The following is a 25,359-nucleotide window of genomic DNA, read 5'->3' on the forward strand; positions in this document are numbered from 1 at the left end:
CTTGTTTCCAAAAACTTTACCTCTCCTATTATACATTTGTTTTACATATTTTGCCACATAAAAATAAATTTATTTCTAAAAATGTAAATCCATGTTTACACTGGCAAAATAAAAGAGCCGCTGATAAGTCAAATATCAGCAGCCCACTGAAACATTTAATCCAACCAGTGATGCTTCCGATGGCTTTCCAGGAAATCCACCAGCTCATCTTCCGGCAGTGGCCGGGAGAAGTAATAGCCCTGCTCATACTCACAACCAATTTGCGCCAGCTGCTGAGCCATATGCTTATCCTCCACACCTTCCACAATGATGTCCATCTTTTCTTCCTGGAACATATGCATCACATGGATCAGCATATGACTGTTGCTGCGGAAATATGCCCAAATCAGCTGCATATCGATTTTCACCATGGCAAATGGCAGGTTGATGACCCGGACAATATTGGAAGTTCCGGCGCCAAAATCATCCAACAAGAAGCTGACACCGCAATTTTTCAACCGCCGCATCTGCTCCAACAGGGAATCCATATCCCCAGTAGCCGATTCCGTAACCTCCAGCCTGATTTTATCCATGGATATACGATGCCGCACCGCGATGCGCTCCAACTCATCACCAAGATTGTAGTTCAAGCACTGAGCCGGAGAAATATTGACCGTCAGGAAATCTATGCCCAAAGCATCCAAATCATGCGTACTGATAAAATGACAAGTCTTGGCAAAAATCTGCCGTCCCAGCTCCATAATGTTCCCATCTGTTTCCGCCACAGGAATAAATTCATGCGGCGGTATATAGCCCAACTCCTCGTCATACAGACGGGCCAACACTTCCACAGCGCCGATACGGTCTTCCCGGACAGAATACAGAGGCTGCAGATGAATTTCCATCTTATTTTCCCGCAGAGCGCTCCCCAAAATAACACGAACTTTTTCCTGCCGCTTGAGCTGCTCCAGCAGTGCTTCATCTGCCGCGTATACATCCGTCATATCACGACGGTGCGCCTCCTTGAAAGCCTCCTCCAGACATTCCACCACACTATGGACCTGCTTCTTGGGCACACTCTTGGAAATATACACCATGTTTATGCCCAAAGCCGCCTTGGCTCCGCCACTGTCTGCCCAGGGATAGCAGAAGCGCTCACTGATTTTTTCTGCCATGCTCTGAACATCAATGTAATCCAGCGTATGATTCAATAACGCCATATAACCATTGCCCAGATAAAATACCTGGAATCCCGGAAACTGAACCTCCAGCCACTTGCCAATATCCAGCAAACTTTTATACATCGTACTAGCGCCATAAAATGTTTTGAAAGAAGAATAATTTTTTATTCCGATACCAAAGCAGGAAAATTCCTTTTCCTGCAATACCAATTCCGATACCATCTCCACAAAAGCTGACTTATTAAAGACATCTACCATTCGATCCCGGAAGGAATCCGGATTCTGGGCAGTCAGATAGATAATCAGAATTGCCATCAGACTGAAAAAACTGGTTACCAGCGTATTCATAAAGGAGTGGCGCATAATCAGCCCCACCGCCAGAATCACATTACAGGTATACAATCCAGCCTGCAACCTGAATGCCGTCTCCTTCCGGCAACGAAGCAACACCACCACTGAAGCTACAATGTAAAACCAGGTACTTACATATATGGCATTATAATAAGCCAGGTTATGGTAGCCTGTCACAGGGTCCATGGTAAAAATGGCTCCTGTCCATGGCGTGGAAGCGATCAGCAGGCAAACCAATACTGCCGGAAGCCCCATAAACAAAGTAAATTTTCGCCCCCACCTCAGGGAAGCATTCACCACTTCGGAAGCATAGACAAACAGCAGCCAGCCACGCAGAATAAAACTAAAAAAGTACGCAATATTCAGTCCATATGAAAAAAAAACAGGATAATCGCGCCATACCTCATTCAATTCACAAGCCCAGATATCCGTAATGGTCATGATAAGATTCATCATCATAACCCACCAGAAACTACGGCCCTGCCGGGTGGGCAGCTGGCGCCGCAGATAATACAGAATCATCAGGATAAGCTGCACCGGAATCGTAGCCAAGGCAAAATCATAATTATAGTTGCTAAGCCAATTCCACATAAAAATTCCCCTTGCCGTAAACCTCAAATCTCCATATGATTAAAGGTTTCGCCAAAGGGAATCTTATTTCCTGCAAATATTTAATTAATGATGCCGAAAGCCTGCAGGGCGAGGATCACCATGATAACTGGTGCCACATAGCGAATGACCACCCGATAGAGGCCTTTACGCGGCATGGGGCTTCCATCTGCTTCCATTTCCCCAATGATCCATTCCGGCTTCACCAGCCAGCCGATCAGGATGGCCGACAAGAAGGCGATGATAGGCATCATGCAGGCGGTGCTGATATAGTCCATGAGATCCAGCAGCTGCCCCGTGGAACCATTCGGCAGTCCCACTTCCACATAGAACAGGCTGTAGCCTAAAGCAATAACTACGGTAATAACCGTATAGAACGCGCTGACAATCAGCGTCACCTTCTTACGCTCTGCATGGAAGATTTCCATGCAGTTGGCTACAATGGCCTCCAATACGGAAATACAGCTGGTTAAAGCCGCAAAGATAGCCATCATGAAGAAAGCCGCACCGATAACAATACCGATAATCCCCAGGGAATTGAAAACCTTTGGCAAGGAAACAAACATGAGTTTCGGCCCGGCTGCCATGCCCTCCACACCGGAAAAGGCGAAGATAGCAGGAATGATCATCATACCGGCCAATACCGCCACCGCCGTATCCACAATGGCAATCTGGGACACGGATTGATTGAGATTCACGTCCTTCTTGACATAGGAACCATAGGTAATCATGATGCCCATGGCTACAGACAGAGAATAGAACATCTGACTCATGGCATCCAGCACAATCTGGATGTACTTGCTAAGTGTCATACCTTCAAAATTCGGCAGGAAGTAAATCGCCAAGCCCTGCAATCCGGTTCTGATCGTTCCATCAGGCTCATGTACCTCCAAAGTCAGCACATACATAGAAATCAAAATGACGGTAACCAACAGGACCGGCATGATAATACGGGAAGATGCCTCTATGCCCCTTTCCACACCGCGATAAACAACAAAGGCCGTGGCCAACATGAAGATGGCCGCATAAATGCCAGACTCCACAGGATTCGTGATAAAGCCCACAAAATAATCATCCTGCGCCGCAGCTGCCCCGACTCCTGTCAGGAATGTCACCGCATACTTGGTAATCCAGCCGCCGATAACCGCATAATAAGTCATGATGATTGCCGGTACTAAGAACGTCAGGATGCCCAAAAATTTCCAGCCAGGCTTCATGGCTCCATAAGCCTTGATGGAACTGAGCTGTGTCTTACGCCCGATAGCCAAATCAGAAGACAACAGTGCGTAGCCAAAGGTCACAAGCAAAATCAGATACGTCAGCAGAAAAATTCCGCCGCCATCCTTCGCGGCAAAATACGGAAAGCGCCAAAGATTGCCTACGCCAACGGCGGAAGCCGCCGCTGCCAGAACGAAGCCAAGCTGGCCGGAAAAGCTGCTGTCCTTGCTGTTTTTCTCATTCATATACATCACCTCTAATCGTTAATGATATTATTATACACCTTTACAGTGATTTGTAAAGGTTTTTATTATAAATATATACTTTTGTCCATTTATGGCTAACATCACTTTTAGTCATAAGAAGAAAAGCAGCCGCAATCCATGCCTATCGGACAGGGATCACGGCTGACTTTGCCTGTTTTATGCTCCGCTCAATATGGACATTTGTTTCACGTCAGTCTTCATCCGGATTTTCCAAAATCCGTTCAATCTTATTTTTCATGACTTCAAAGGCCACATCGTTAAGACCGCTGTTGAGGACAATATCCGCCACATTGCGGGTGGGTTCCACATAGAGATAGTGCATGGGCTTTACCGTTGCCAGATAATGCTCGATGATATCCTGCAGCTCCCGGCCCCGTTCTTCCATATCCCGCACCACGCGGCGCAGAATGCGTTCATCGGCATCCGCTTCCACGAAAATCTTTATGTCAAACATATCCCGCAGGCGCTCGTCCTGAAAGATCAGGATGCCTTCCACCACAATAACGCGGCTGGGATTGATGGTCACCGTTTTGTCCGAACGATTATGTTGGGTAAAGTCATACACCGGACATTTGATGCTCTGCCCCTTGCGCAGGGCATCGAGATGCTCCACCAATAAGTCCGTTTCCAAAGCCTGGGGATGGTCGTAATTGATCTTGCGGCGTTCCTCCATGGATAAAGCATCGTTGGCACGATAGTAATTGTCATGATATATGACCGTTATGTTATCACCAAAAAAGTTTTTCAAGCGATTGGTAAAGGTGGATTTGCCCGAACCCGAGCCGCCCGCAATACCAATAATCGTTGTCTTCATTTGGCGCAACACCTCCTTTGGGTAATTCAGCATTAGTAACGATTATAGCACAAAACTCATTCTTCCGCTAGTATTTCATAGAGCTCCATTATCTCCCGTATTCTTTTGGTTTCAACAGCACTCAACTCATGACGGCGCGACTTGCCACCACTCTTATAATAGACAATATAACCGCCGCCAACACTCAAGATTCGTTTGAATGCATCAACAACTGCCTTATTGGCATTCAGGGAGTAACTTTCAGTCAACCACTCTGCATCAGAGGCCATATGCTTATTCAGTTTTGACGGATCAAACGCAATGGTTGTCGTCTGACCGCCCGCCACAATATCCAAGTGATCCCCCTTTATCCAGGCTGTCTGCAATGGATCGCTGATATGATAATAATAATATACATCATAAGCGATCATGCATTTTCCGTTCCCCGCTATCACAAAAGGACGCAGATAAACCCCCGGCTCCGGCTTTTTCGGCCATCTATGCCTATAATAAGTCATACCCCCAACGGTTTCCGCACTCATACTGTCCTTTAGTTCCCGGGATTTTTTCTCCTTGGCTTCTGCTGCCGCCTTCGCCTTTGCCTCTTCCTGACGGCGGATTTCTTCCTCCCGGGCCCTTTGAGCCTCCCGCTCCAGCTCCTCCGGCGTCTTTTCCCTTAATTTCTCTGCCTGCAGCTGTTCCTGTTGCAGTTTCTGCTGCTGATCAAAATAGTAATAAGCCGCGCCGCCCACAACCATAATGCATAAATACACTGCCACCGCACCGATAATAAGATTTCGCTTCGTCACCACCCTCACCCCCTCCGTTACCTTCATATTTTGCCAAGAAAGGAAAAAATCCTGCTCCCCAAGCGCTAAAATGACCGGTCAAATTGACCGGTCATCCCATTCTGACTTTTACTTCGTCAGCTTATAGTATTTTTTCTTGCCCTTTTTCACAATGGCTTCGCCATCCTTGAAATCAGCCTCTGCCAGCACATAATCCGCATCGCTGACCTTTTCGTCATTCAGGGACAGGCCATTTTGCTGAATCAGACGGCGGCCTTCGCCCTTGGAAGCAAAGACTTTGCCAGCCACCAGCACATCGAGCAGCTTCTGACCGACTTCCGCCTTAACTTCCGGAATGTCAGCGCCGGCACCGCTGCCACCAAACATGGCTTCGGCAGATGCCTGTGCCTTGTTGGCCTCTTCTTCGCCGTGGACGATTTTCGTCACTTCATAAGCCAATACCTTCTTGGCCTCATTGATAGCAGCATCCTTGAGTGCACCCAAGCGGCGAACCTCATCCATGGGCAGGAAGGTCAGCAACGCCAGGCAGTTTTCTACGTCTGCATCATCCACATTGCGCCAGTACTGGTAGAACTCGTAGGGGCTGGTCTTCTCGGCATCGAGCCAGAGGGCACCGCCGGCAGTCTTGCCCATCTTCTTACCATCGCTCTTGGTCAGCAATTTGTTGGTCAGACCATATACAGCCGTGTTGTTCTTGCGACGGTTGAGTTCCACGCCCGCAATGATGTTGGACCACTGATCGTCGCCGCCCATTTCCAGCTTGCAGCCATAACGACGGTTGAGTTCCAGGAAGTCATACCCCTGCATGACCATGTAGTTGAATTCCAGGAAAGTCAGGCCCTTTTCCCAGCGCTGCTTGTAGCAGTCAGCTGCCAGCATGCGGTTGACCGTGAAGCAGGCGCCGACCTCACGCAGCAGATCGATGTAATTGAGCTTGCGCAGCCAGTCGCCATTGTTGACCATGATGGCCTTGTCATCGCTGAAATCGATGAAACGGGCAATCTGCTTCTTGAAACATTCGCAATTATGCTCGATATCTTCATCGGTGAGCATCTTGCGCATATCCGAGCGACCCGAAGGATCGCCCACGGTGCCCGTGCCGCCGCCCACCAGGCAGATGGGACGATGGCCCGCCCGCTGCATATGTGCCATAGCCATCAGAGCGATGAAATGCCCAGCATGGAGGCTGTCAGCGGTGGGGTCAAAACCAATATAGAACGTCACGCGCTCCTTATCGAAAAGTTCCCGCAGTTCTGCTTCATTGGTGCACTGCGCAATAAAGCCGCGTTCCTGTAATGTGTCAAATACGTTTGCCAACGAACTCTCTCCCTTGTTATCTTTAATTTCGGCCCTTGCCTACACCGTCACCGGGTTCCGGGGCCACCACTGGCGGCATAGCTGGTGCATTGCCGGGCTTATTGCCATTGCCAGCCGGTGCTGATTTGTTTTCGGTATTTTCCTTGCCATCTTTCTTATCAGCAGCCTTTTTATCCTCTTTTTTCTTGTCATCCTTCTTCCGGAGCTCCTGCTTATGGTCGTCTTCCAATTCGCCGACGCCACCATAATTGCTGGAACGCGAACCATCAAAGTTCTTGGCCGGTGTCTGGGCTACCGCCTTCTGCATGAAGGCTTTCCATATCTCGGCAGGCAAATGACCGCCCATAATACCTCTGGTTGGGGTATTATCATCATTGCCAACCCATACGCCAGCTACCAGATCCGGCGTATAACCTACAAACCATGCATCGTTGTAGTTACTCGTCGTACCGGTTTTGCCAGCAGCCGGACGACCAATATTGGCCCGAGTACCCGTGCCCTTCTTGATGACATCTTCCAGCATATCCGTGAGCTCTGCAGCGCTGGATTCACTGACCACACTGCGCTGCTTAGGTTCACTCTGCTCCAGCACCTTGCCATTGCGGTCCAGCACCTTCACGATCACCACAGGCTCCACATGGACACCCTTATTGGCAAAAGTACCATAGGCGCTGGTAATCTCCAGCGGTGTCACGCCTTTGGTCATCCCCCCCAAGGCCGTAGCCAGCTGACGGTCATTCTGGGGACCTTCCAATACAAAGGTGCTGATGCCCATTTCCTGCGCATAATAGATAGGCTTATCAATGCCCAGCTTCTGAGCGATCTTAACCGTCGGCACGTTCATGGAATAACGGGCCACTTCCCGCATGCTGACACGTCCGCTGAAATTGCCGCTGGCATTCTGCGGACGCCAGCCATTGATATCAATAGGGCTGTCGTTGATCACCGTGTTCGGCGTGAACTTATTTTCCAAGGCCGCAATGAACACAAAGGGCTTGAAGGCCGAACCCGGCTGACGCACAGCCATGGTAGCGCGGTTGAACTGATCATTGCCACGGCCGCCCACCATGGCTTTCACATAACCATTATGAGGATCGATGGCCACAAGTGCCATCTGCGGCTGTGCCAAACCATTGCCATCCGTCTTATAGGTAGGCAGCTTGCTGACCGTTTCCTCCGCAGCCTTCTGCATATCCATATCAATGGTGGTATAGATTTTCAAGCCTTCCTTATAAACAGCATCGGCACCGTATTTATCAATCAGCTTCTGTGTTACATAATCAATAAAGTAGGTAGCAACACCATTTTCAGTCTTCTTAGCCGGTTTTACCAGCTTCATTTCTTCTTTTTTCGTCTTTTCTGCCGTGGAACGATTAATATAACCATATTTTTCCATCTGATCCAGCACAACAGCCTTACGCTCCTGAGCTGCCTGCAGATTATTCAGCGGCGAAAAATAGTTCGGGCTCTTCGGGATGCCCGCCAACATTGCACACTCATTAAGATCCAGATCCTCGACATCTTTGCCGAAATACGTCTGGGCAGCAGCCTGCACACCATAAGCACCCTGGCCAAAGTAAATCTGATTCAGATACATTTCCAGAATCTCTTTTTTCGTATACTGACGCTCCAGCTGCAGAGCCAGGAAGACTTCCTGCACCTTACGGGTAAGAGTGCGGTCCTGCGTCAGATAGGCATTTTTCGCCAGCTGCTGGGTAATGGTGGAACCACCTTCGGCTACCCCATGTCCCCGGATATTGGTATACAAAGCACGCATGATGCCTCGCGGGTCCACGCCGGAATGCTCATAAAAGCGATTGTCCTCCACCGCTATGAATGCATCCTGCAGCTGCTTGGGAACCTGCGCAATCTTTACCGGGCGGCGATTCTCCGCTGCGTGGACATTGGCAATCTCGTTGCCATTGATATCATAGATCTGCGAAGACGCCGGCGGCAAGATATCGTTAGCCAGATCCGGCTTAGTATTCATACTGGCAGTAAGAAATCCACAGCCAATACCAGTGACCATGACCATGACAATCAAACCAAGGCCCAAAATGACACGCTTGAACGTTCCACCAGACTTGGCAGAACGCTTTTGACGGCTCGTATTTGAACGTTTATCCATACGCTGCCTCCTTAAATTTATACTTTCCCATTGTAACACACTCAATCGATTTATGCCACCCTGTTGGCCTTTTCCACAGGAAAAATTTGACGAAGGCCCGCCCTTCCACTATAATGTATGTTATGACATTACGAAGGAGCGAGAAAGCATGAAAATCTTAGCCCGTCATTTGACCGCGGATTTATTTAACTGCCAGAACAATCAGTTGAATGATAATGATCTCATTTTAGATATGCTCAAAAAGATTCTGCAGGATTTGGAGATAAAACTGATCAGTCATACCATTGAAACACCAGTCAACGACCACCATGTGTTTATGCTGATCCTCAACGAGGGACACATCACACTGCAGATTTATCCCCAGCTGAAATATGTGGCCATGGATATCTTCCTCTGCCAGGAAGATGCCGAACCGGATAAATTAGGCCAGGCTGTACGCAGTTTCTTCAAACCGGACAAGATCAAGACCACCGTGCTGAAGCGCGGCGATTTCGGTACCGCCAAAGAACTCAAACCCAAAGTTAAGACCAAGGTTGCCCCCCTGCGCAAGATTCACAACACCGGCGCCAAGGTCATCCGCATTCTGGCCCGCCGCAACAATTCGCAATAATTTCATAGGCAAAAAAGAAGGTGCTGTTGACCATTCATCAACCAGCACCTTTATTTATTACTCAGTCACCATTCGCGGCTTCAGTTTATCTTTGATATCCTCATAAAAAACGTATTTTCCCCGGCAATGCTCTTTCACGTAATAGAGCGCATCATCACTGCGTTGCAGAAGCGTGTCTAATGACACTTTATCATCATACGTCTCAGCCACCCCAATACTCATGGACAGCTTTCCTAAGCTCTTATCCAAATCAAAATGCTTTCTCATTACGGCACAGAGTTCGTCCAATATCCTGCACATTTCTGCCCGCTCCAGTACAGCAAATATGGCCACTACGAACTCATCACCACCAAGCCGGGCAATGAAATCCTTAGGAAACGCATTTCGCAGCACTTCACTGACCATCATCAATGCTGCATCGCCAAACTGATGGCCATAACTATCGTTGAGCTGCTTAAAATAATCCAGATCGATATAGCAAAGTGTCAGCGGTCCTTGACGGTGTTCATCCAGATATTGATAGAAATAACGCCGGTTCGCCAACTGCGTCAGCTCATCCGTACGCGAAATCTTCAAGATCCGCTCCTGATTGGCACATGTCTCCGTCACATCTGTCGCCGCACCAATATTCCCAATCATCATACCATCTTCATCAAAAACAGGCGTCTTATAGGTATTCAACTGTCTTAACCCCAACCGCGAATGCAGCACCTGTTCCTTAAATAATGTGGTCTTCTGATCTTTGGCAATCGCTTCATCTGTTTCCAAACAAACGTACTCGCCTTCAGCATACTTCTCGGGTGGTATCCCCCAGATTTCACAATGCTTTTTACCTATCACTTCAGACCTGGGCTTACCCACCATCTCACAAAAGGCCTTATTAACCTTCAGATGATGCCCCTCCATATCTTTGAACCAGACAAAGCCTGGCATCATATCAATAACAGTCTGCAGGCAATTCTGCGTGTTCCAAAAACACCTTTGCCGATACAAATCGTCCAACAGCTGCTGACAATAAAACCCCAATAGCTCATCTGGCAGCGGCACAGGCCAAATATGCCGCACCCGTGCCAGTTTTTCCTGCGGCCAAACCGTGTTTGCTGGGGCACATACAACCAGATTGGTTTTCTCCCCAAATAAATGATTTATATCATCTGTTTTCCACGATATATGCTCCCCCAGCACAATCGCTGAGCACTTTGAATCTGCCAATGCGGCAGCATCATCAAGTGATGATGCCGCTGCAAGCCGCAGCCGTCCATCCTTGGGCAGCGGCAAGCTTTTCAGCATATCCACAGTATGCTCTGTCATACCTACCATAATGACAAACAGGTGACAAAGATACATAATCATCCACCCCTCAAAACTTCTAATTTCATCATACAACAGGAGTGTTTTACCGTCAATAATAACTTAACAAGTTGAAGACATCTATGAAAAGGAAAAAGGGAATATCCCGGAAACTCAAAAAAATGTTTGACAAGGATAGATAATTCTGCTAATATATTTTTTGTCAGCAACAAACAAGTTGCTATCTGCCGGCGTGGCGGAATTGGCAGACGCAGCAGACTCAAAATCTGCCGTTGGCAACAACGTATCGGTTCAAGTCCGATCGCCGGCACCACTTGAAATTAAAGGCTCCATGAGGTTTTCATGGGGCTTTTTTGTTATTCACTTTTGAGGTGTTTGCCTACCACTTGCCTACCACCAGAAATCAACCAGTGATGTCAACTTTATTTATTCACTCTACTATCGAGGATGGCTGTAAATAATTATAAGATAATTGCACCAATCCTTTGCCCTTGCAAAAATAATCATTTCCGCCTATAATGGACATATCATTTTTTTAGGAGTGACTTTTTAACATGGCAAGAAAAGCAAATTATGACGAGAAAATCAGTGCGCTAGAGGCAAAAATCGAAAAGAAGCAGCGCGAAATCAAAGCCCTCAAAGCACAGGTTTCTGACCTGAAAGCCAAGAAGGCCGAAAATGATTATAAAGAGCTGACGGAATACATGCTGGCCAACAACCTGACCGCTGAAGAAGTCCTGGCCTGCATCAAGGACTGACACATATACAAAACGCTAAACGGGGCGGCTGACCTATCAATAGACGATAGGTCAGCCGCCCTTGTGTTTGTATAAAACAGTATTATTACCAAGCAGGCTATTCCTGCATAAGGTCTTTTACCTGCCCACGCATTCAGCCAGCAGGGCCTGCACCTTGTAGACATCCGCGTCCTTGCTGAAGGTGTAAACCAATGGGTCAGCGCCCAGCCCTGCCACCCAGATTTTCAATTCTGCGTCCAAGTCAAAATGCCCAGCCGACTCCACGGCAAAGTGACGGATGCTCTTATATGGAATGGAATGATAATCCACCTTTTTGCCTGTAGCTCCCTGAACATCCACCAGAAGCAGCCGATAATCCGTGAAAATCATCAGATCCCGCACCCACTGGTACGCCTGAATGATTTCTTCATGCTCCCCCAGCAATTTACCGTAATCCTTCTTTACCTCGTCGATATCAGTCTTCGCCGCATTGCCCATCAGACCGCTGATAATGCTCATATTCCGACCTTCCTTTCCACTGTCAAAATCCAACAATAGAAAAATTCGCCTTTCCCCCAGCTGAATCCTGCCGGCAATGCCGCCTGATTCCCGTTATGCAAACAAGGCAGCAACATCCTCTGCCTTAATCCCCGACAAAGTCTTATCCCCTTTCGCAATGCAGGCCAACACCGAAAGCCCCGTCATTTCCTCACACATGTGCCGGTTGTCTTCCTCCATCACATCACCTGCATGGTAGTTATTGAAGAGTATCCCCTTGAGCGGCATTCCCTTCTGCCGCATGTATTCATAAGTGAGCACCACGCCATTTATGGTGCCAAGACCTGCATCAGCTACCATGACACTGGGCAAGTTGAACTTGCGCACGACATCTTCCAGCTGGATGTGTTCTTCGTCATAGCCCAGCGGACAAAGAATTCCGCCGCTGCCTTCCACCACCACATAATCATGGGCTGCGCAAACCTCTCGGAATGTCTTTTCCACGACTTCCATACGCACAGGATTTCCCTCTAGCCGCGAAGCCAGATGCGGCGATACTGCGTGTTCGTAGACATAGGGGCACATGCTTTCCAGACTCTGGTCTATCCCGGAAAATTCCTTGACAAACAGGGCATCTCCCGGAATGAGCGCGCCATCTGCCCGCCTGTCGTTACCGCTCATCGCCGCCTTATAATAGGCAACATCCAGACCAGCATCATGCAGTGTTTTCACCAGCAGCCCAGCCACATAGGTCTTGCCGATTTCCGTTCCCGTTCCCGTTACAAAAAGATTCCGGCTCATGCTCATTTCTCTGTCCTCCTGAACCATTCCTTCATCACGGCAAAGATTTTGACCAATTCCTCATCATTCAGGATATAGGGAACCATCGAATAGAGATATTTGAGGAATGGCCGTGCAAACACACCATGCTCATAGGCAAATTGCTGATAACCCTCCAGCGTTTTTTCATCATAAACTTCGATGCAGGCACAGCCGCCCATTATGCGGATCTCACGGATGCGCGGATCACTAAAGCCAGCCAATTCCCGCCGCGTCACGTCTTCGATATGCGCCACCCGCGCCGGGATATCCAACTGATCGAACAGCTCAATCGACGCCTTGGCTGCCGCACAGGCCAGGGCATTGCCCATAAAGGTCGGTCCATGCATCAGTGCCTTTTCCGGCGCATCATCGTAAAAGGCCTCAAATACCTTTTTATTCGCCACCGTTACGGCATGGCCGATATGGCCGCCGGTGAGTCCTTTGCCCAATACCAGAATATCCGGCAGAACCACATCCGCCACAAAACGATACCCCGTCCGGCCAAAGCCCGTGGCCACCTCATCGAAAATCAGCAGCACGCCATACTGGTCGCAAAGTTCCCGTGCTCGTTTGAGGAAGGAGATATCATACATCCGCATTCCCCCGGCCCCCTGCAACAGCGGTTCCACGATAAAGCAGTTCAATTCATCCTTATAGCGGGCAAAGGCTTCTTCCAGCGCTGGAATCTCCGTGGGAATATGCACGACATAGGGATTCTCGCCATAAACCTGCAATACGAAGTGATAGTCCTCATCGTCCCCCACAGCCATGGTCTTGAAGGTATCACCATGGTAGGCATGCTCCAACGCCAGCACCTTCGTACGCCCAGCCTCGCCACGGTTCACATAATACTGCAAGGCCATCTTCAGCGCTACTTCCACAGCCACGCTGCCTGAATCCGAGAAAAAGCAATAATTCAAATCTCCCGGCAGCCAATCCGCCAGCTTCTCCGAAAGTTCCTCCACCGGCTTATGCGTCAGACCGCCGAGCATGACATGGGAGAATTTTGACGCCTGCTGGCAAATCGCCTCTGTAATATGCGGCTGATGATAGCCATAAATCACGCTCCACCATGAAGATATGGAATCCAGCAGCTTCGCATTCTTCGTGTAGAGATACGGCCCTTTGGCGTCAACAACCTCATAGGGTGCCTTCATCGTCTTCATCTGTTCATAGGGATACCAAATCATTGACAGCCCCCCTTTGCCTGGCTAATATTCTGCATAATCATTACTTCCTTTCTAAAACTTCACGTTTATCAAGATACTCCTTTAAACCGCCATTGTCAACCTGGGATAAGATAAAAGTTAACAAAAGAATTGTGAAGATTGCGTTTTATACCAATCTATGATAAAGTATGCAATTATAAAAAGCACACAAACACAGGAGGCAAAGGTCTTATGATAAAACTACTTTTCGCCATTGCAGCAGCTGTTATTGGCGCCATGACTGGCTCACGCTGGATTGAGCGCCTTTACGAAAAAAAACCGGATATTCTCAGCTTTCCCCACCAAACATCGGCACAGAATCATCAGCGGAGACGATTCTTACCGGCTGTTTTGGGAACACTCTTTGCATTTTACCTGCTCACAACTGCAGCCACACCTTTGCTGGCAGTTTTGCAATTGTTTTACATCTACTTTCTTATTCTTTTCACCTTCACTGACTTTGAGCAGCAGGTTATCTTTGACCGCATGCTGATTCCTTTTGCCCTACTGGGCCTGCCTGCCACTCTGCTCAGCGGAGCAGGCATCGTCAATCACCTGCTGGCAGCACTGAGTGGCGGCCTGCTGTTCCTGCTGCTGGCCATCATTACCCGCGGCGGCATCGGCGGCGGCGATATCAAATTGATTGCCGCTTTGGGCTTATGGCTGGGCGTAAACAGCCTTAGCCATGTGATTGCCATGGGCCTGATTGGCGGCGGCATCGGTGCTCTTCTGCTGATGCTTTTGAAGCACAAAAAAAGGACCGATACTTTCGCATACGGTCCTTACTTTACCATCGCAGCCCTGATTCTATTGCTGCTTTGATCTGATTATTTTTTTGTAATGTCCTTGCCGAACCATTTTTCGGAAATCTTGGCCATGGTGCCATCGGCTTTCATTTCATTCAGGACTTTCTGCACATCGTCACGCAGCTGCTGATTGTCCTTGGCAAAACCAATGCCAAAGGTGCTGACCTCACCGATAGCCACATCCACGGCCTCCAAGCTGTCCGGATGCTTGCTCATATAGTAGCGGCCCACAATCTCATCGCCCACAACGGCATCAACGCGGCCATTTTCCAAATCCATAAAGGCAGAAACAAAGTCGGAATACTTCTTGACTTCCTTTACCTTCTCCTTGAAGAAGGCGCTGCCATCCATATATTCTTCAGCCGAGCTGGCACTCTGGGTACCAACGATCTTGCCTGCCATGGAAGCTTCGTCCTTGATATCCTTGTTGCCTTTCTTTACAAAGATGATCTGGCGGTTATCCATATAGGGATCGGAGAAGAGCATGTTTTCCTTACGCTTTTCCGTGATATCCAGACCATTCCAAAGGATATCCACGCGGCCGCTCTTGAGTTCGGCTTCCTTGCTGGACCAGTCGATGGCCTTGAATTCCACTTCACGTCCCAGACGCTTGCTGGCTTCCTTGGCCAGGTCGATATCAAAGCCCACAATCTGGTTATTCTCATCCTTGAAGCCCATGGGCGGGAAGTTATCGTCCAGACCTACCACGATTTTCTTGCCTGCGCCGGGTGCAGCGTCCTTATTTGCCTCACTGCCACAGCCTGCAGCTACCGCCGCCGTCATAATTGCCGCCAAGCCCAGCGACAAGAGTTTCTGCCATTTCATACCATCAGGCCCCTCTCTGTTTTTCTTTATCACGCTAAAGGATTAATTCATTTGTAATTATACTGTAAAGTTGTAAATAATGTCAAGCTAATTTCCCGCTGACAAAAATAAAAAAAGGTATTTTCCGCCGAAACGAGAAATATACAGTATATATAACTGTGGAATTATATCCCACGCAAGGAGGGGTTTACTTTGCGAGCAGTTTCGGTGGAAGATCTAAAACCTGGCATGATTCTTGCCCGCACCATCGTCAATCCAGACATGGTCGTGGTTTTATCGGAAGATACACTTTTGACCAAAGCCCATATTACCAGGCTGACCTTTTTGAACATCCCTGTGGTATACATCAAGGACGAATATGAACTGAGCAAAAATTATCAGGCTGTTTCCACGATCTTCAATCGTGGCAATGCATTTGTGAAGGAATACGACGGTGTTCTGCAGGAAGCCAAGGGAATTTTTGAGGAAACCAGCAAATCTGGCAATGTTCCCATGAACGAAACCCAGGATATGGTCAAGGACACCATCGCGCCGCTGGCTCGTAACAGCGGTGCCATCGATTACCTGTATGAGCTCAACCACAAGGCCAATGATGTATACAACCATTCCCTGCGCGTGTCCATCCTGGCTGGTGTCATCGCCAAATGGATGCATTTCAAGCGGGACAAAACCCGTGACCTCATCATGGCCGGGTTCCTGCATGATATCGGCAAATGCAAATTCCCCCAGCGACTGCTGGATAAGAACATCAACAACCTGCAGGGGGAAGATTATGAAGCCTATATCAAGCATACCGTGGATGGCCAACATATCCTGAACAGTATCGACGGTCTGTCTGACGGCGTGAAACTGGCCGCTATGCAGCATCACGAACGCATGGATGGCACCGGGTTCCCCTTTGGCAGCCAGGGCAGCGATATCCACGAATACGCTCGCATCATCATGATTGCAGATATCTACGATAATATCACGACGGAGCGGGAAGGTTATATCAAGCAGACTCCCTTTGCTGCCATCGCCCAGCTTACGGAAAATATGTTCGTTTCCTTGGATCCGGAAGTCTGTGTGCCTGTACTGACGCATATCAAAGATGCCTTCCTGGGTTCCAGGGTTACTCTGAACAACGGCGAAAAAGGCAGCATTGCCGCCTACCCCAACGACTACGCTGCCCATCCCATCGTCAGCCTGGACACGGGCGAGATCTTGAACCTCAACCATCATCCGGAACTGATGATTACAGAATACAATCCTAAATAAAGCAAAGACGCGGTCTCCGCTATCAGGAGACCGCGTTTTTTATTTGATCAGGTTGTCCATGCGTTCCACTGGTTTGGTCAGATCCAGATGACCGGACAGGGATTCAATCTTCTTCCCCTCCACCAGCAGCTGCACCTTTTTGATTTCTTCAAATTCCGTCAGCGTGTTGACGATGGAGCCCACCAGCATTTCCTCGCCAGTGGAGCCGCCGATGAATTTCTTGATCAGATTATCATCGAAATCCACAAAGGCAGTATCGCCCTGCACCTTGACACTCTTGATCTTCGCCTGCTTCGGCACAATGGTTGCCAGGCCTTTTTCCTTGGTGCCCTCCAGCAGGGCCTTCAGGGTTGCAGTGTACTTATCGTCACTGCCTGTTTTGACAGTCTTCTGCACCGGCACCAGTTTCAGGCCCTGTTCGTCAGGATAGTAAACCTTGACGGTGAGTTTTCCCTTGGCCACATTTTTGTCCTTGTCCTGGACATTTGTCGGTACCTTGTTCTTATCCGTCGCCACGATAGGACTGTCATCAATATCCGATGAATTCTTCTTATTGTCGTCACTGCATCCCGCCGCACAAAGCATGGTGATGGTCAGCAGGACAAGCAGGAGAGCTCGTAATTTTTTCATGATCGATCACCTCATTGGAAATAGCGGGCAATGCCCCGCACGATTGCTGCTGCTAATTTATTCTGATAAGCCTCGCTGCGCAAGAGCTTCTCTTCCCGATAGTTCGTCACAAAAGCCAGTTCTACCAGAGAAGCCGGCATATTGGTGTGGCGAAGTACATAATAATTCGCGGTCTTGACTCCGCGGTTGAAAAGGCCGCCAGCCTTGGCCAGTTCCTGGTTCAACAGCGTCGCAAACCGCTGACCATTTCTGGAACCGGCACTGTAATACGTTTCCATCCCATTCGCGGACGGACTGGAAAATGCATTGCAATGAATGGACAGGAACAACGCCGTGCGGCTGTCCCGATTCGCCACATCACAGCGAGCCTGCAGCTCCTGTTTGCCCGTGGCATTGGGGGCATATACATCCACATCCCGCGTGCGTGTCATGACCACCCGGGCACCGGACTGGGTCAGGAGATTCTGGACTTTTTTCGCCACCGAAAGCGTCACCGTCTTCTCCATGACGCCCGTAGGACCAACTGCGCCGCTGTCGCTGCCGCCATGACCGGCATCCACCACAATGGTCTTGCCCTTGATTCCCGGGCCGGCAGAGAAAGCTCCATCTTTAGAAGGCTCCATTATCTCCAGCACGATGCGGGCAGGCTTTTTCAGCCGTCTCTCCGCCGGCAACGTTGAGATACGGTAATTGTCACGCGTCACAGGATTGGCGAGCTCCACAGCGATCTGGGTGCTGTTGCCCACTTCCGAGATCCGCACCTGATTCGCCAGGCCATTGGTCATCGGAATATAACTCTTCACCCGGCCGCGCTGCGTATTGGGCAGTTCCAATACCAGCTCCTGACGCAGATAACTATGGGTTTTGACCGTATAACGAGGTTCTCCCCCTGTCATACCTATTTCGATACGCAGGGCGTTACGACCTGCTATTTTTACCCGGCTCGTCTGAAAATAATTCAATTTATGCTCATCAGCCTGTGCAGCCTGTGCCGCTTCCGGCAGGCATAAGCCTGTGATAAAAGCTGCCAAAGCTACCAAAACGCCCACCCATCTTGCCCAGCGGAATACGTTATTCATTAAATAAGCCTCCCAAAATCAATCACGCAGAAGCTCCAAGGCTTCTTGTTCGGCCGCGTCATTGGCCTCTTTGTCCAAGGCGATATCAATCTTGATATAGTCGCCCTCATCCACATCCTCCGGCAGAAATTCCCGGGGAAAGTTCACTTTTTTCATTTCCTCGCCTAGCAGCAGCACGGCCAGATTGCCTTCATAGCGGTCAATATAAGCAGAAATCATTGTGCATCCCCCGTTTCTGGTACGATCTGATACGTCTTGCCATCCGTGGTTACCGTGATGGTGCCGTTTTTATCCGTTTCATAGATCTTCATCTTCAGCGAATGGAATTTCTTCATGGTCTGTGCATGGGGATGACCATAGTCATTGCCTGCCCCACAGGAAATCAACGCCGCCTCCGGGTTCACCGCCCGCAGGAAATCAGCCGAAGAGGATGTCTTACTGCCGTGATGGCCGGCCTTCAGGATATTGCTCTTCAATTCCCCGCCATACGCTTTGACGATTGGTTCTTCTTCCACCTTTTCCGCATCGCCGGTAAACATCATGGCAAAGTCGCCAAAGATCAATTTCCCTACTACGGATTCATTATTGGGATCATGATTGTCCGTCGTCTTGCTGCCCTTTTCTACCACATCTTTAGCCGGGGCAAACACCTTGAATTTGACACCGCCGCCCAAATCAAGCTCTTCACCGGCTGTCAGGGCATGACGCTTGATGTTCTTCTGCTTCAGCAATTTCATATAGCGGGTGTAGATCTTGGACTTGGAGGGCATGCCATTATCATAGACCTCACCTACCTCATAATCCTTCAGCACCACACCTTCCACACCACCGATATGATCGGCATGGGGATGGGTGAGGATCAGCTTATCAATGCGCTTGACACCGGCCTTTTTCAGCTCGGCCCGCAGTTTTTCCTGTTCGTCCAGATCACTGGTATCGATGAGTACTGTCTGCTGCGGTGTCTGCACCAGGATTGCATCGCCCTGACCGACATTCAGCATCTTCACGGTCATATTGGCGGCAGCATCAGTCGTTGCCGCAGCACTTGTCTCTGCCGGCTTGTCCGCCGTCTTCTGACCGCCGCAGCCTGCCAAGAAGCAGGTCAGCGCCAGCATCAGCCCCATAAGCAGGCTTAATTTACGTTTCATCTTCATCGCTCTGATCACCTCAAATACGCTTCAATATATAACGGTAAATGCCCTCAGCTACACCATCTTCATCCACCGTTGGCAATACATGCTCTGCCAGCGATTTCAATTCCGGGCCAGCGTTGCCCATGACCAGGGCGTGGCCGACTGTTCCCATCATCTCCAAATCGTTAAGGCCATCCCCGAAAGCATAGCTGTTTTCCAATGGAACCTTCATGTACTCCAGCGCCCACTGGATGCCCGTGGCCTTGGAGATATCCGCCGCATAAAGTTCCATGTATTTCCGCAGGGTGGGATCGATAAGTCCCGTTACCCCCGGCCAGGACAGGAGTTTTTCAAATGCACCATCAGCACCGGGCGTATCGCAGAGGAATTCCAATTTCGCCGCCTGCACATCCTCCAGATCAAAATCCCGCACAAATTCATCCACATCAATCTTGATATTGCGATAGACATTTTCCAGTCCCTTGAACTCCGGCCGCAGATAGACTTTCGGATGGCCTTCCAAAATATATTCCAGCCCCTTCTCCTCAGCCAGCGCTACCATCTCCCGGACAGTCTGTGCCGGCATATCCTGACGGAAGATGACCTGCCCGTCCAGAATGACCACCGCACCATTCATCAGCACAAAGCCATCAAAGAGCCCCTCGCTGGTCATCTCCGCACTCAGATAAGCCCAAGGCCGCCCTGAAGCGATGAATGTACGATGCCCCGCCGCCCGCAACTCATGAATAGCCCGTTTTACCATAGGCGATATGCTCGTTCTTTTATGATGAATATTGATAAGTGTGCCGTCAATGTCGAAAAATACTGCTTTGGTCAAAAAAAACCCCCGATTCTTAATAACTAATGAGAAAACTTCTTCTCTCCTATGTTACTAAAAATCAGGGGCTCATTCAAGAGCTTTTAGCATTTATCTGCTATGCAAAGGGAATATTCATAAGGCTGGGGAATGGTCAGCATGAAAGGCGTCTGCGAAAGGATTCCGGCAATCAGCTGATTGCGCAGCAGATAGTAATCCTCAGCCCTGCCACCAGTTTCTTTCCAGTATGCACCATGCACATCAAAGCGCTGTTCCCAGCTGAAATGGTCCTCGCAATTGTCCGTAACAATATTGACACCATCGCAGGGCATGCCATTGAGCGTACAGTCCTCAATCCGCTTATAGCACTGGCTGGCTGTGCTGTCTGAAGTGACAGCCTGCTCCTCGCCCAAAGCATAGGCAACAGCCTGCAATTCATCCAGCCGTTCTTCATGACCGGCCAGGATTTTGACCGTCAGCTCTGCATAACGTCTTTCCACGCTTTCAATCCGCCCGCTGAGCCAGCCATGGATATTAGCTTCGTCAATGATTTCTTCCAACGGACAATTCTCGTCGTTCACGAAATCCCTGGCCGAAACCAGCCAACCTGACGTTTCCGCCTGAATGGCGAAGCGCCGCACCAGTTCTTCCTGCATCCGAATCTTATCATACATCCAATAATGGATTGGCCCTAAAAAAGCACTCATCCTGTTACCTCCTCCTACAATAGAACTATGGATTGGAAACGGATAGCTACCGTTCCTATCCACCTCGTTGTTTAAGCTGGTAAAATAGTGAGGTAATGGTTAGACGGGATTCCTCCTAGGACCTACATGTCCGTATACGAGTCTGTTTACCATCCTCTCATTCCCAGCTGTTCGATTTATGCAGGTTGGGCTATCTTTCCAGATGCGTCCGTGTCAACCCACAGGAGATTGAATCGGCAATGAGGAGTATGGTTCGCCATTGCAATTCTATCTTCAAGGAGCGATGTACATGAACGCAGTAGGGATTGATGTCTCGAAAGGCAGAAGCACAGTTGCCGTAGTAAAGCCTTTTGGTGAGACAGTAGCCAAACCTTTTGAGGTACGTCACACTAAAAGCGGCATGAACGACCTCGTGAATTATTTAAATACCTTAGACGGCGAATGCCGCGTTGTCTTGGAGCACACAGGCCGCTACTACGAACCAATGGTTCGCTGGCTTTCTGGTGCCGGCCTGTTTGTTAGTGCTGTGAACCCCAAGTTAATCAAGAACTTCGATAACAACTCCCTGCGCCGCGTCAAAACAGATAAAGCTGATGCAAAGAAGATTGCACGCTACGCCCTTGACAAATGGCCTGAGCTGCGTCAGTATACAGCTATGGATAAAATACGTACACAGCTCAAACTCATGAACCGCCAGATGAGCTTCTACCAGAAGCAGCAGACGGCATACAAAAACAATTTAATAGCCTTAGTTGATGAAACCTATCCGGGAGCCAATAAATTCTTCACCAGCCCCAAGCGGCCAGATGGCAGCGAAAAGTGGATAGACTTCATCGAAAAATTTTGGCATGTGGATTGTGTTTGCAATATCAGCCTGTCTTCCTTTACAGACAAGTACCAGAAGTGGTGCAAAAAGCACGGCTATAATTTCCAGCCTGACAAGCCAAAGGAAATACGTGATGCTTCGTTGGAACTGATTGCCATATTACCTAAAGATGATATGACGAAAATGTTTATCCATCAGGCTGTAGAACAGCTAAATGCCATTTCCAAGGCCGTAGAGGAACTTCGTCAACAAATGGATAGCCTAGCTTCCAAACTGCCGGAATATCCTGTTGTTATGTCCATGTTCGGCGTAGGAACGACTCTTGGCCCACAGCTCATTGCCGAGATTGGCGATGTGCATAAATTCACCAAGCGCAGTCAGCTTACAGCCTTTGCAGGTGTAGACCCTGGAGTTAATGAATCTGGTGACTATGCCCAAAAGAGCGTTCACACCACTAAACATGGGTCTCCATATCTGAGAAAAACGTTATACCTCATAATGGATGTCTTGATTAAGCTACAACCAGAAGACGACCCTGTATACAGATTCATGGTGAAAAAACGTGATGAGGGTAAGCCCTACTACGTTTACATGACAGCCGGAGCAAATAAGTTCCTGCGAATCTACTTTGGTAAAGTCAAGGAATACTTAAGCAGCTTACCTTTGGAATAATAACAATTTCAGAAAATTCTTTACAGGTTGACGCATTGCGGCAGCCTTTTTGTCGTGCCATAAAATCACTTCATAGAAATTTACTCCATTCCGAAATTTATGCTTGACTTTTTATTTGCAGGCTCGTATTAGATGAATCCAATATATCGGAAAACGGGCACGAAATCAGTAAAAAATGTTACAGGAATATACAAGAGACAAGCTTCTGTAACCAAAAGCTTGTCTCTTTCTTATATGCGTATTTCACGACGTATGGCAAATTCAGCTGCGCGATTATCTGTCCATGTGCGTTCCGGCACATTGCGCCGCTCCCTTTGCAGACGGCGCAATATCGCCACCCGCCGGGGCGGTGCCGGAAAATCATGAGACACCGTAAACATAGAAGCATCTGCCAGCTCCACTGCCAACATCCTCGCTGGCAGGACACTTACCTGACGGCAAGAGTCAACTAGCGGCGCCCAGACAAAAGCGGCCAGTAACATCATAACGGTCAAATTTCTTTTCATCAATGCATGATAAGGCAAATATGCCTTTCCGAATTTCTTCACCTCCATATGGTTAATGGGGTAATTCTAGCAGAAACCATTGCACCAATCTGTAACCAATGTCACATTATCAAAATGAAAAATCCTGTTGACAGATACGCTATCTGCCAACAGGACTTTTTCCTGAAACTTCGAAGTATTACTCTTCGGTCAATCAGAGCAGCTTCTCAATCTCTGCTGCTCAGTCAGATACTTGAAGAACGGCTGGGCCGTTTCGCCACGCACATCGCCCTTCTCGAAAATCTGGAAGGTCACGCCGTAATTCAAGCGGCAGAATTCCTGTACTTTGTTGTTGCTCCCCGGCTCCTGACCTGCGAACTGATTGCAGGGTAAGCCCAAGATTTCCAGCCCCTGACCCTTGTACTTCATATAGAGATCCTGCAGTTTGCAAAAATAAAAAAGCTATGCACACCTTTGCATGTGCATAGCCAAATCACTATTCTCTATTATGCAGTTACTTCCTTGGCCGTCTCCTTGCGCCGCAGAGAAGCGTTGCTCAGCTTCTGGGCCAGCCAGCCCACTGCGAGTCCCATAATATTGGAGCCGCAAATGTAGACAAAGGCATAGCCAAGATTCAGCCAGTAGTCGCTCTGCACGGGAAAGGCACTTAAATAATAACCGGCAAAAACACAGGAAAAAGTATTGAAGCCTACCAGTGAATGCTTGATGCAGGAAAATTTCAACGATACCATCAGCACCAGAATCATGATGAATACCGCCAGCATATTGGCAAGCAATCCGGTCATGACCCCAGCGAAAACATCCGTGAGCACGATCGCCATAAGCGCCATGATGCCAGATGCGGCAGCGGTAACAGCTCCTTCCCTTATCGCCCTGCCATTTGCTCCAATAGCCAGATACCAAGCCCAGCCGATAAACACAGCCCACACCGGCAGTTCCAGCAAAGCTCCCAGACAGGCTACAGCAGAAACAGCCGCCACTACAACATCCGTCTGGTTGATATCCTTTATTGCCCGAATTACTTGTTCCATAGGTCACGCTCCATACATTTCATATTGTTTTTTATTATTTTACGCGAATGAGAAGTTCCTGAAAAGGACATGAGTCCCGTTGCTAAAAATAACCGCTCTTTTGTTTACAACTTTACACTTTATTTATATTATGATACTATTGTATTTATATTTTTGTATTCAGGAGGCGTATCATGTGAAAAAGAACTCATTATTAACTCCTATCTATGTAATCCTGCTCTGCTGCCTATTGCTCCCGCTCAGCGGCTGCGGGCTGGGCAAGCTGGCCAGAGAGCACCAGCAGGCTCAGGGCGGGCCGGTTGAACTGAAGCTGGCCTATCATCTGCCCGCTAATCATTATCTCTCCCAGGGGATGGAACGCTTTGCCCAGCGGGTCAATGAGCGCTCCCATGGCAGCATCAAGATTACCACTTATCCGGCGGGGCAGCTGTATACGGACAAGAGCATGAACGATGCCATCATGTCCGGCGGCCTTGATATGGGCCTCAACTCCACCGCCATGTGGACGACCGTTGTCCCGGCGCTTAACGTGCTCGACGTGCCCTTCCTGCTCAACAGCTATGATGCCGTAGGCAAGGCCATGAACGGCAGTCTCGGCTATACGCTGACTACGGAGATGGAACGCAAAGGCGTCCATCCGCTGATTTGGGTAGACTATGGCTATGTACAGTTCTGCAACAACAGCCGCCAGCTTACCAAACCGGAAGACTTCCAAGGACTCCAGCTGCGAGGCTATGGCCAGATTCCCGCAGAAACCATCAAGGCTCTGGGAGCGTCCCCTGTGACCATGAGCTCCGGCGAGGTCTATATGGCCATCCAGCGCGGCACCATCGACGGGCAGACCTCTGGCACCACGGCCATGCTGCAGCGAAAAATCCACGAGGTAAGCAAGTATTTGACCATGACCAATCATGCATTCTGCGAATTTGTCCTGGCCATGAACAATGCCTCCTGGGAACAGCTTACCGAGGAACAGAAGCAGCTCATCAACGAATGCGCTGAAGAAACCCGTGAGGAAATCCACCAGCAGACAAAAGCCGAAGACCTGAAAGCCATGCGGCAGTTACAGGAAAAAGGCATGGAAGTATTTACCATCCCGCCGGAGGACATTCCCCGCTGGCAGGAAGTTACCATGCCTGTTCGCGAAAATTTCATCCGCAATACCGGCGATTTGGGGCGCCAGCTGGTCAACCAATGCCTGGCAGCCAATAATTGATGGAGGTGCACATATTC

The 25,359-nt window shown here is 49.0% G+C and carries 26 protein-coding genes and 1 tRNA gene; 7 read left to right on the plus strand and 20 right to left on the minus strand.

The annotated features are described in order from the left end of the window. Positions 1 to 155: 155 nt before the first annotated feature. The 6 genes from SELR_RS09965 to SELR_RS09990 form a co-directional block, all read right to left on the minus strand. Positions 156 to 2,102 (minus strand): EAL domain-containing protein, encoded by a 1,947-nt coding sequence (locus tag SELR_RS09965; protein ID WP_014425102.1) that lies wholly within the window; start codon positions 2,100 to 2,102, stop codon positions 156 to 158. 80 nt (positions 2,103 to 2,182) lie between these two features. After that, positions 2,183 to 3,583, minus strand: coding sequence for a sodium-dependent transporter (locus SELR_RS09970; protein ID WP_014425103.1), 1,401 nt, complete (start codon positions 3,581 to 3,583; stop codon positions 2,183 to 2,185). A gap of 211 nt (positions 3,584 to 3,794) precedes the next feature. Next, entirely contained in the window at positions 3,795 to 4,418 is a 624-nt protein-coding gene (gene udk, locus SELR_RS09975) for a uridine kinase (protein WP_014425104.1), read from the minus strand. A 56-nt stretch (positions 4,419 to 4,474) separates the two neighbouring features. Next, on the minus strand, positions 4,475 to 5,206 hold the full coding sequence (locus SELR_RS09980) for a hypothetical protein (RefSeq protein WP_158645801.1): 732 nt from the start codon (positions 5,204 to 5,206) through the stop codon (positions 4,475 to 4,477). 108 nt (positions 5,207 to 5,314) lie between these two features. Next, positions 5,315 to 6,523, minus strand: a complete 1,209-nt coding sequence (tyrS, locus tag SELR_RS09985) for a tyrosine--tRNA ligase (protein WP_014425106.1) — start codon at positions 6,521 to 6,523, stop codon at positions 5,315 to 5,317. A gap of 22 nt (positions 6,524 to 6,545) precedes the next feature. Continuing rightward, entirely contained in the window at positions 6,546 to 8,651 is a 2,106-nt protein-coding gene (locus tag SELR_RS09990; RefSeq protein WP_014425107.1) for a transglycosylase domain-containing protein, read from the minus strand. Positions 8,652 to 8,799: 148 nt separating this feature from the next. Between SELR_RS09990 and SELR_RS09995 the strand changes: the two genes are divergently transcribed. Next, positions 8,800 to 9,261, plus strand: coding sequence for an S-adenosylmethionine decarboxylase family protein (locus SELR_RS09995; RefSeq protein WP_014425108.1), 462 nt, complete (start codon positions 8,800 to 8,802; stop codon positions 9,259 to 9,261). 57 nt (positions 9,262 to 9,318) lie between these two features. Here the strand turns inward: SELR_RS09995 and SELR_RS10000 are convergent, their stop codons facing one another. Continuing rightward, a complete protein-coding gene (locus SELR_RS10000) occupies positions 9,319 to 10,608 on the minus strand; it encodes a sensor domain-containing diguanylate cyclase (protein ID WP_014425109.1) in 1,290 nt (429 codons plus the stop codon). 190 nt (positions 10,609 to 10,798) lie between these two features. On the opposite strand from SELR_RS10000, the gene SELR_RS10005 reads away from it, so the two are divergent. Continuing rightward, positions 10,799 to 10,885 (plus strand) — tRNA-Leu (locus SELR_RS10005). A gap of 241 nt (positions 10,886 to 11,126) precedes the next feature. Then, positions 11,127 to 11,330, plus strand: a complete 204-nt coding sequence (locus tag SELR_RS10010; protein WP_014425110.1) for a hypothetical protein — start codon at positions 11,127 to 11,129, stop codon at positions 11,328 to 11,330. 117 nt (positions 11,331 to 11,447) lie between these two features. On the opposite strand, the gene SELR_RS10015 is transcribed toward SELR_RS10010, so the two are convergent. From SELR_RS10015 to bioA, 3 genes are all read right to left on the minus strand, one after another. Next, complete coding sequence (locus tag SELR_RS10015) at positions 11,448 to 11,828, minus strand: PH domain-containing protein (RefSeq protein WP_041914377.1); 381 nt, start codon at positions 11,826 to 11,828, stop codon at positions 11,448 to 11,450. A 93-nt stretch (positions 11,829 to 11,921) separates the two neighbouring features. Further along, a complete protein-coding gene (gene bioD / locus SELR_RS10020) occupies positions 11,922 to 12,608 on the minus strand; it encodes a dethiobiotin synthase (RefSeq protein ID WP_050992807.1) in 687 nt (228 codons plus the stop codon). Between the two features lie 2 nt (positions 12,609 to 12,610). Beyond that, complete coding sequence (bioA, locus tag SELR_RS10025) at positions 12,611 to 13,819, minus strand: adenosylmethionine--8-amino-7-oxononanoate transaminase (protein ID WP_014425113.1); 1,209 nt, start codon at positions 13,817 to 13,819, stop codon at positions 12,611 to 12,613. Between the two features lie 210 nt (positions 13,820 to 14,029). On the opposite strand from bioA, the gene SELR_RS10030 reads away from it, so the two are divergent. Next, complete coding sequence (locus SELR_RS10030) at positions 14,030 to 14,659, plus strand: prepilin peptidase (protein ID WP_014425114.1); 630 nt, start codon at positions 14,030 to 14,032, stop codon at positions 14,657 to 14,659. A 5-nt stretch (positions 14,660 to 14,664) separates the two neighbouring features. Here SELR_RS10030 and SELR_RS10035 read toward each other — a convergent pair whose 3' ends face one another. Further along, positions 14,665 to 15,468 carry an amino acid ABC transporter substrate-binding protein gene (locus SELR_RS10035; RefSeq protein WP_014425115.1) on the minus strand — a complete coding sequence of 268 codons (804 nt, stop codon included), beginning with the start codon at positions 15,466 to 15,468 and terminating at the stop codon, positions 14,665 to 14,667. A gap of 192 nt (positions 15,469 to 15,660) precedes the next feature. On the opposite strand from SELR_RS10035, the gene SELR_RS10040 reads away from it, so the two are divergent. Beyond that, positions 15,661 to 16,725, plus strand: coding sequence for an HD-GYP domain-containing protein (locus SELR_RS10040; RefSeq protein WP_014425116.1), 1,065 nt, complete (start codon positions 15,661 to 15,663; stop codon positions 16,723 to 16,725). A gap of 39 nt (positions 16,726 to 16,764) precedes the next feature. On the opposite strand, the gene SELR_RS10045 is transcribed toward SELR_RS10040, so the two are convergent. The 6 genes from SELR_RS10045 to SELR_RS10070 form a co-directional block, all read right to left on the minus strand. After that, positions 16,765 to 17,355: a GerMN domain-containing protein gene (locus SELR_RS10045; RefSeq protein WP_014425117.1), complete on the minus strand. Its 591-nt coding sequence runs from the start codon at positions 17,353 to 17,355 to the stop codon at positions 16,765 to 16,767. Between the two features lie 11 nt (positions 17,356 to 17,366). Continuing rightward, positions 17,367 to 18,434 (minus strand): N-acetylmuramoyl-L-alanine amidase family protein, encoded by a 1,068-nt coding sequence (locus tag SELR_RS10050; protein WP_014425118.1) that lies wholly within the window; start codon positions 18,432 to 18,434, stop codon positions 17,367 to 17,369. An 18-nt stretch (positions 18,435 to 18,452) separates the two neighbouring features. Further along, a complete protein-coding gene (locus SELR_RS10055; protein WP_014425119.1) occupies positions 18,453 to 18,653 on the minus strand; it encodes a DUF3006 domain-containing protein in 201 nt (66 codons plus the stop codon). Further along, a complete protein-coding gene (locus SELR_RS10060) occupies positions 18,650 to 19,588 on the minus strand; it encodes a ComEC/Rec2 family competence protein (protein WP_014425120.1) in 939 nt (312 codons plus the stop codon). The genes SELR_RS10055 and SELR_RS10060 overlap by 4 nt, the downstream gene beginning before the upstream one ends. 13 nt (positions 19,589 to 19,601) lie before the next feature. Further along, complete coding sequence (locus SELR_RS10065; protein ID WP_014425121.1) at positions 19,602 to 20,405, minus strand: Cof-type HAD-IIB family hydrolase; 804 nt, start codon at positions 20,403 to 20,405, stop codon at positions 19,602 to 19,604. 83 nt (positions 20,406 to 20,488) lie between these two features. After that, positions 20,489 to 21,091 carry a hypothetical protein gene (locus SELR_RS10070; RefSeq protein ID WP_014425122.1) on the minus strand — a complete coding sequence of 201 codons (603 nt, stop codon included), beginning with the start codon at positions 21,089 to 21,091 and terminating at the stop codon, positions 20,489 to 20,491. 289 nt (positions 21,092 to 21,380) lie between these two features. Here SELR_RS10070 and SELR_RS10075 point away from each other — a divergent pair, with 289 nt between their 5' ends. Next, positions 21,381 to 22,589, plus strand: coding sequence for an IS110 family RNA-guided transposase (locus SELR_RS10075; RefSeq protein ID WP_014424435.1), 1,209 nt, complete (start codon positions 21,381 to 21,383; stop codon positions 22,587 to 22,589). A 230-nt stretch (positions 22,590 to 22,819) separates the two neighbouring features. On the opposite strand, the gene SELR_RS18905 is transcribed toward SELR_RS10075, so the two are convergent. The 3 genes from SELR_RS18905 to SELR_RS10085 form a co-directional block, all read right to left on the minus strand. Further along, a complete protein-coding gene (locus tag SELR_RS18905; protein WP_158645802.1) occupies positions 22,820 to 23,095 on the minus strand; it encodes a hypothetical protein in 276 nt (91 codons plus the stop codon). Positions 23,096 to 23,284: 189 nt separating this feature from the next. Further along, the gene (locus SELR_RS10080) at positions 23,285 to 23,518 is read right to left on the minus strand and encodes a thioredoxin domain-containing protein (RefSeq protein ID WP_269453576.1); all 234 of its coding nucleotides are present in this window, start codon (positions 23,516 to 23,518) and stop codon (positions 23,285 to 23,287) included. A gap of 62 nt (positions 23,519 to 23,580) precedes the next feature. Continuing rightward, positions 23,581 to 24,126, minus strand: coding sequence for a DUF1097 domain-containing protein (locus SELR_RS10085; RefSeq protein WP_014425125.1), 546 nt, complete (start codon positions 24,124 to 24,126; stop codon positions 23,581 to 23,583). Positions 24,127 to 24,301: 175 nt separating this feature from the next. Between SELR_RS10085 and SELR_RS10090 the strand changes: the two genes are divergently transcribed. Continuing rightward, positions 24,302 to 25,342 (plus strand): TRAP transporter substrate-binding protein, encoded by a 1,041-nt coding sequence (locus tag SELR_RS10090; protein ID WP_014425126.1) that lies wholly within the window; start codon positions 24,302 to 24,304, stop codon positions 25,340 to 25,342. Positions 25,343 to 25,359: the final 17 nt, after the last annotated feature.

The sequence above is a fragment of the Selenomonas ruminantium subsp. lactilytica TAM6421 genome, assembly GCF_000284095.1.
Taxonomy (GTDB): Bacteria; Bacillota; Negativicutes; order Selenomonadales; family Selenomonadaceae; genus Selenomonas_A; species Selenomonas_A lactilytica.

What these genes read in the sequence shown, in the direction of transcription:
- SELR_RS10085 (WP_014425125.1), bottom strand. Translation starts at nt 24,126, where the DNA reads ATGGAACAAGTAATTCGGGCAATAAAGGATATCAACCAGACGGATGTT.
- SELR_RS09970 (WP_014425103.1), bottom strand. Translation starts at nt 3,583, where the DNA reads ATGAATGAGAAAAACAGCAAGGACAGCAGCTTTTCCGGCCAGCTTGGC.
- SELR_RS10055 (WP_014425119.1), bottom strand. Translation starts at nt 18,653, where the DNA reads ATGATTTCTGCTTATATTGACCGCTATGAAGGCAATCTGGCCGTGCTG.
- SELR_RS10015 (WP_041914377.1), bottom strand. Translation starts at nt 11,828, where the DNA reads ATGAGCATTATCAGCGGTCTGATGGGCAATGCGGCGAAGACTGATATC.
- SELR_RS10060 (WP_014425120.1), bottom strand. Translation starts at nt 19,588, where the DNA reads ATGAAGATGAAACGTAAATTAAGCCTGCTTATGGGGCTGATGCTGGCG.
- SELR_RS09990 (WP_014425107.1), bottom strand. Translation starts at nt 8,651, where the DNA reads ATGGATAAACGTTCAAATACGAGCCGTCAAAAGCGTTCTGCCAAGTCT.
- SELR_RS10070 (WP_014425122.1), bottom strand. Translation starts at nt 21,091, where the DNA reads ATGAGTGCTTTTTTAGGGCCAATCCATTATTGGATGTATGATAAGATT.
- SELR_RS09995 (WP_014425108.1), top strand. Translation starts at nt 8,800, where the DNA reads ATGAAAATCTTAGCCCGTCATTTGACCGCGGATTTATTTAACTGCCAG.
- SELR_RS09965 (WP_014425102.1), bottom strand. Translation starts at nt 2,102, where the DNA reads ATGTGGAATTGGCTTAGCAACTATAATTATGATTTTGCCTTGGCTACG.
- SELR_RS10035 (WP_014425115.1), bottom strand. Translation starts at nt 15,468, where the DNA reads ATGAAATGGCAGAAACTCTTGTCGCTGGGCTTGGCGGCAATTATGACG.
- udk (WP_014425104.1), bottom strand. Translation starts at nt 4,418, where the DNA reads ATGAAGACAACGATTATTGGTATTGCGGGCGGCTCGGGTTCGGGCAAA.
- SELR_RS18905 (WP_158645802.1), bottom strand. Translation starts at nt 23,095, where the DNA reads ATGAAAAGAAATTTGACCGTTATGATGTTACTGGCCGCTTTTGTCTGG.
- SELR_RS10010 (WP_014425110.1), top strand. Translation starts at nt 11,127, where the DNA reads ATGGCAAGAAAAGCAAATTATGACGAGAAAATCAGTGCGCTAGAGGCA.
- bioD (WP_050992807.1), bottom strand. Translation starts at nt 12,608, where the DNA reads ATGAGCCGGAATCTTTTTGTAACGGGAACGGGAACGGAAATCGGCAAG.
- SELR_RS10075 (WP_014424435.1), top strand. Translation starts at nt 21,381, where the DNA reads ATGAACGCAGTAGGGATTGATGTCTCGAAAGGCAGAAGCACAGTTGCC.
- SELR_RS10000 (WP_014425109.1), bottom strand. Translation starts at nt 10,608, where the DNA reads ATGTATCTTTGTCACCTGTTTGTCATTATGGTAGGTATGACAGAGCAT.
- SELR_RS10045 (WP_014425117.1), bottom strand. Translation starts at nt 17,355, where the DNA reads ATGAAAAAATTACGAGCTCTCCTGCTTGTCCTGCTGACCATCACCATG.
- bioA (WP_014425113.1), bottom strand. Translation starts at nt 13,819, where the DNA reads ATGATTTGGTATCCCTATGAACAGATGAAGACGATGAAGGCACCCTAT.
- SELR_RS10030 (WP_014425114.1), top strand. Translation starts at nt 14,030, where the DNA reads ATGATAAAACTACTTTTCGCCATTGCAGCAGCTGTTATTGGCGCCATG.
- SELR_RS10050 (WP_014425118.1), bottom strand. Translation starts at nt 18,434, where the DNA reads ATGAATAACGTATTCCGCTGGGCAAGATGGGTGGGCGTTTTGGTAGCT.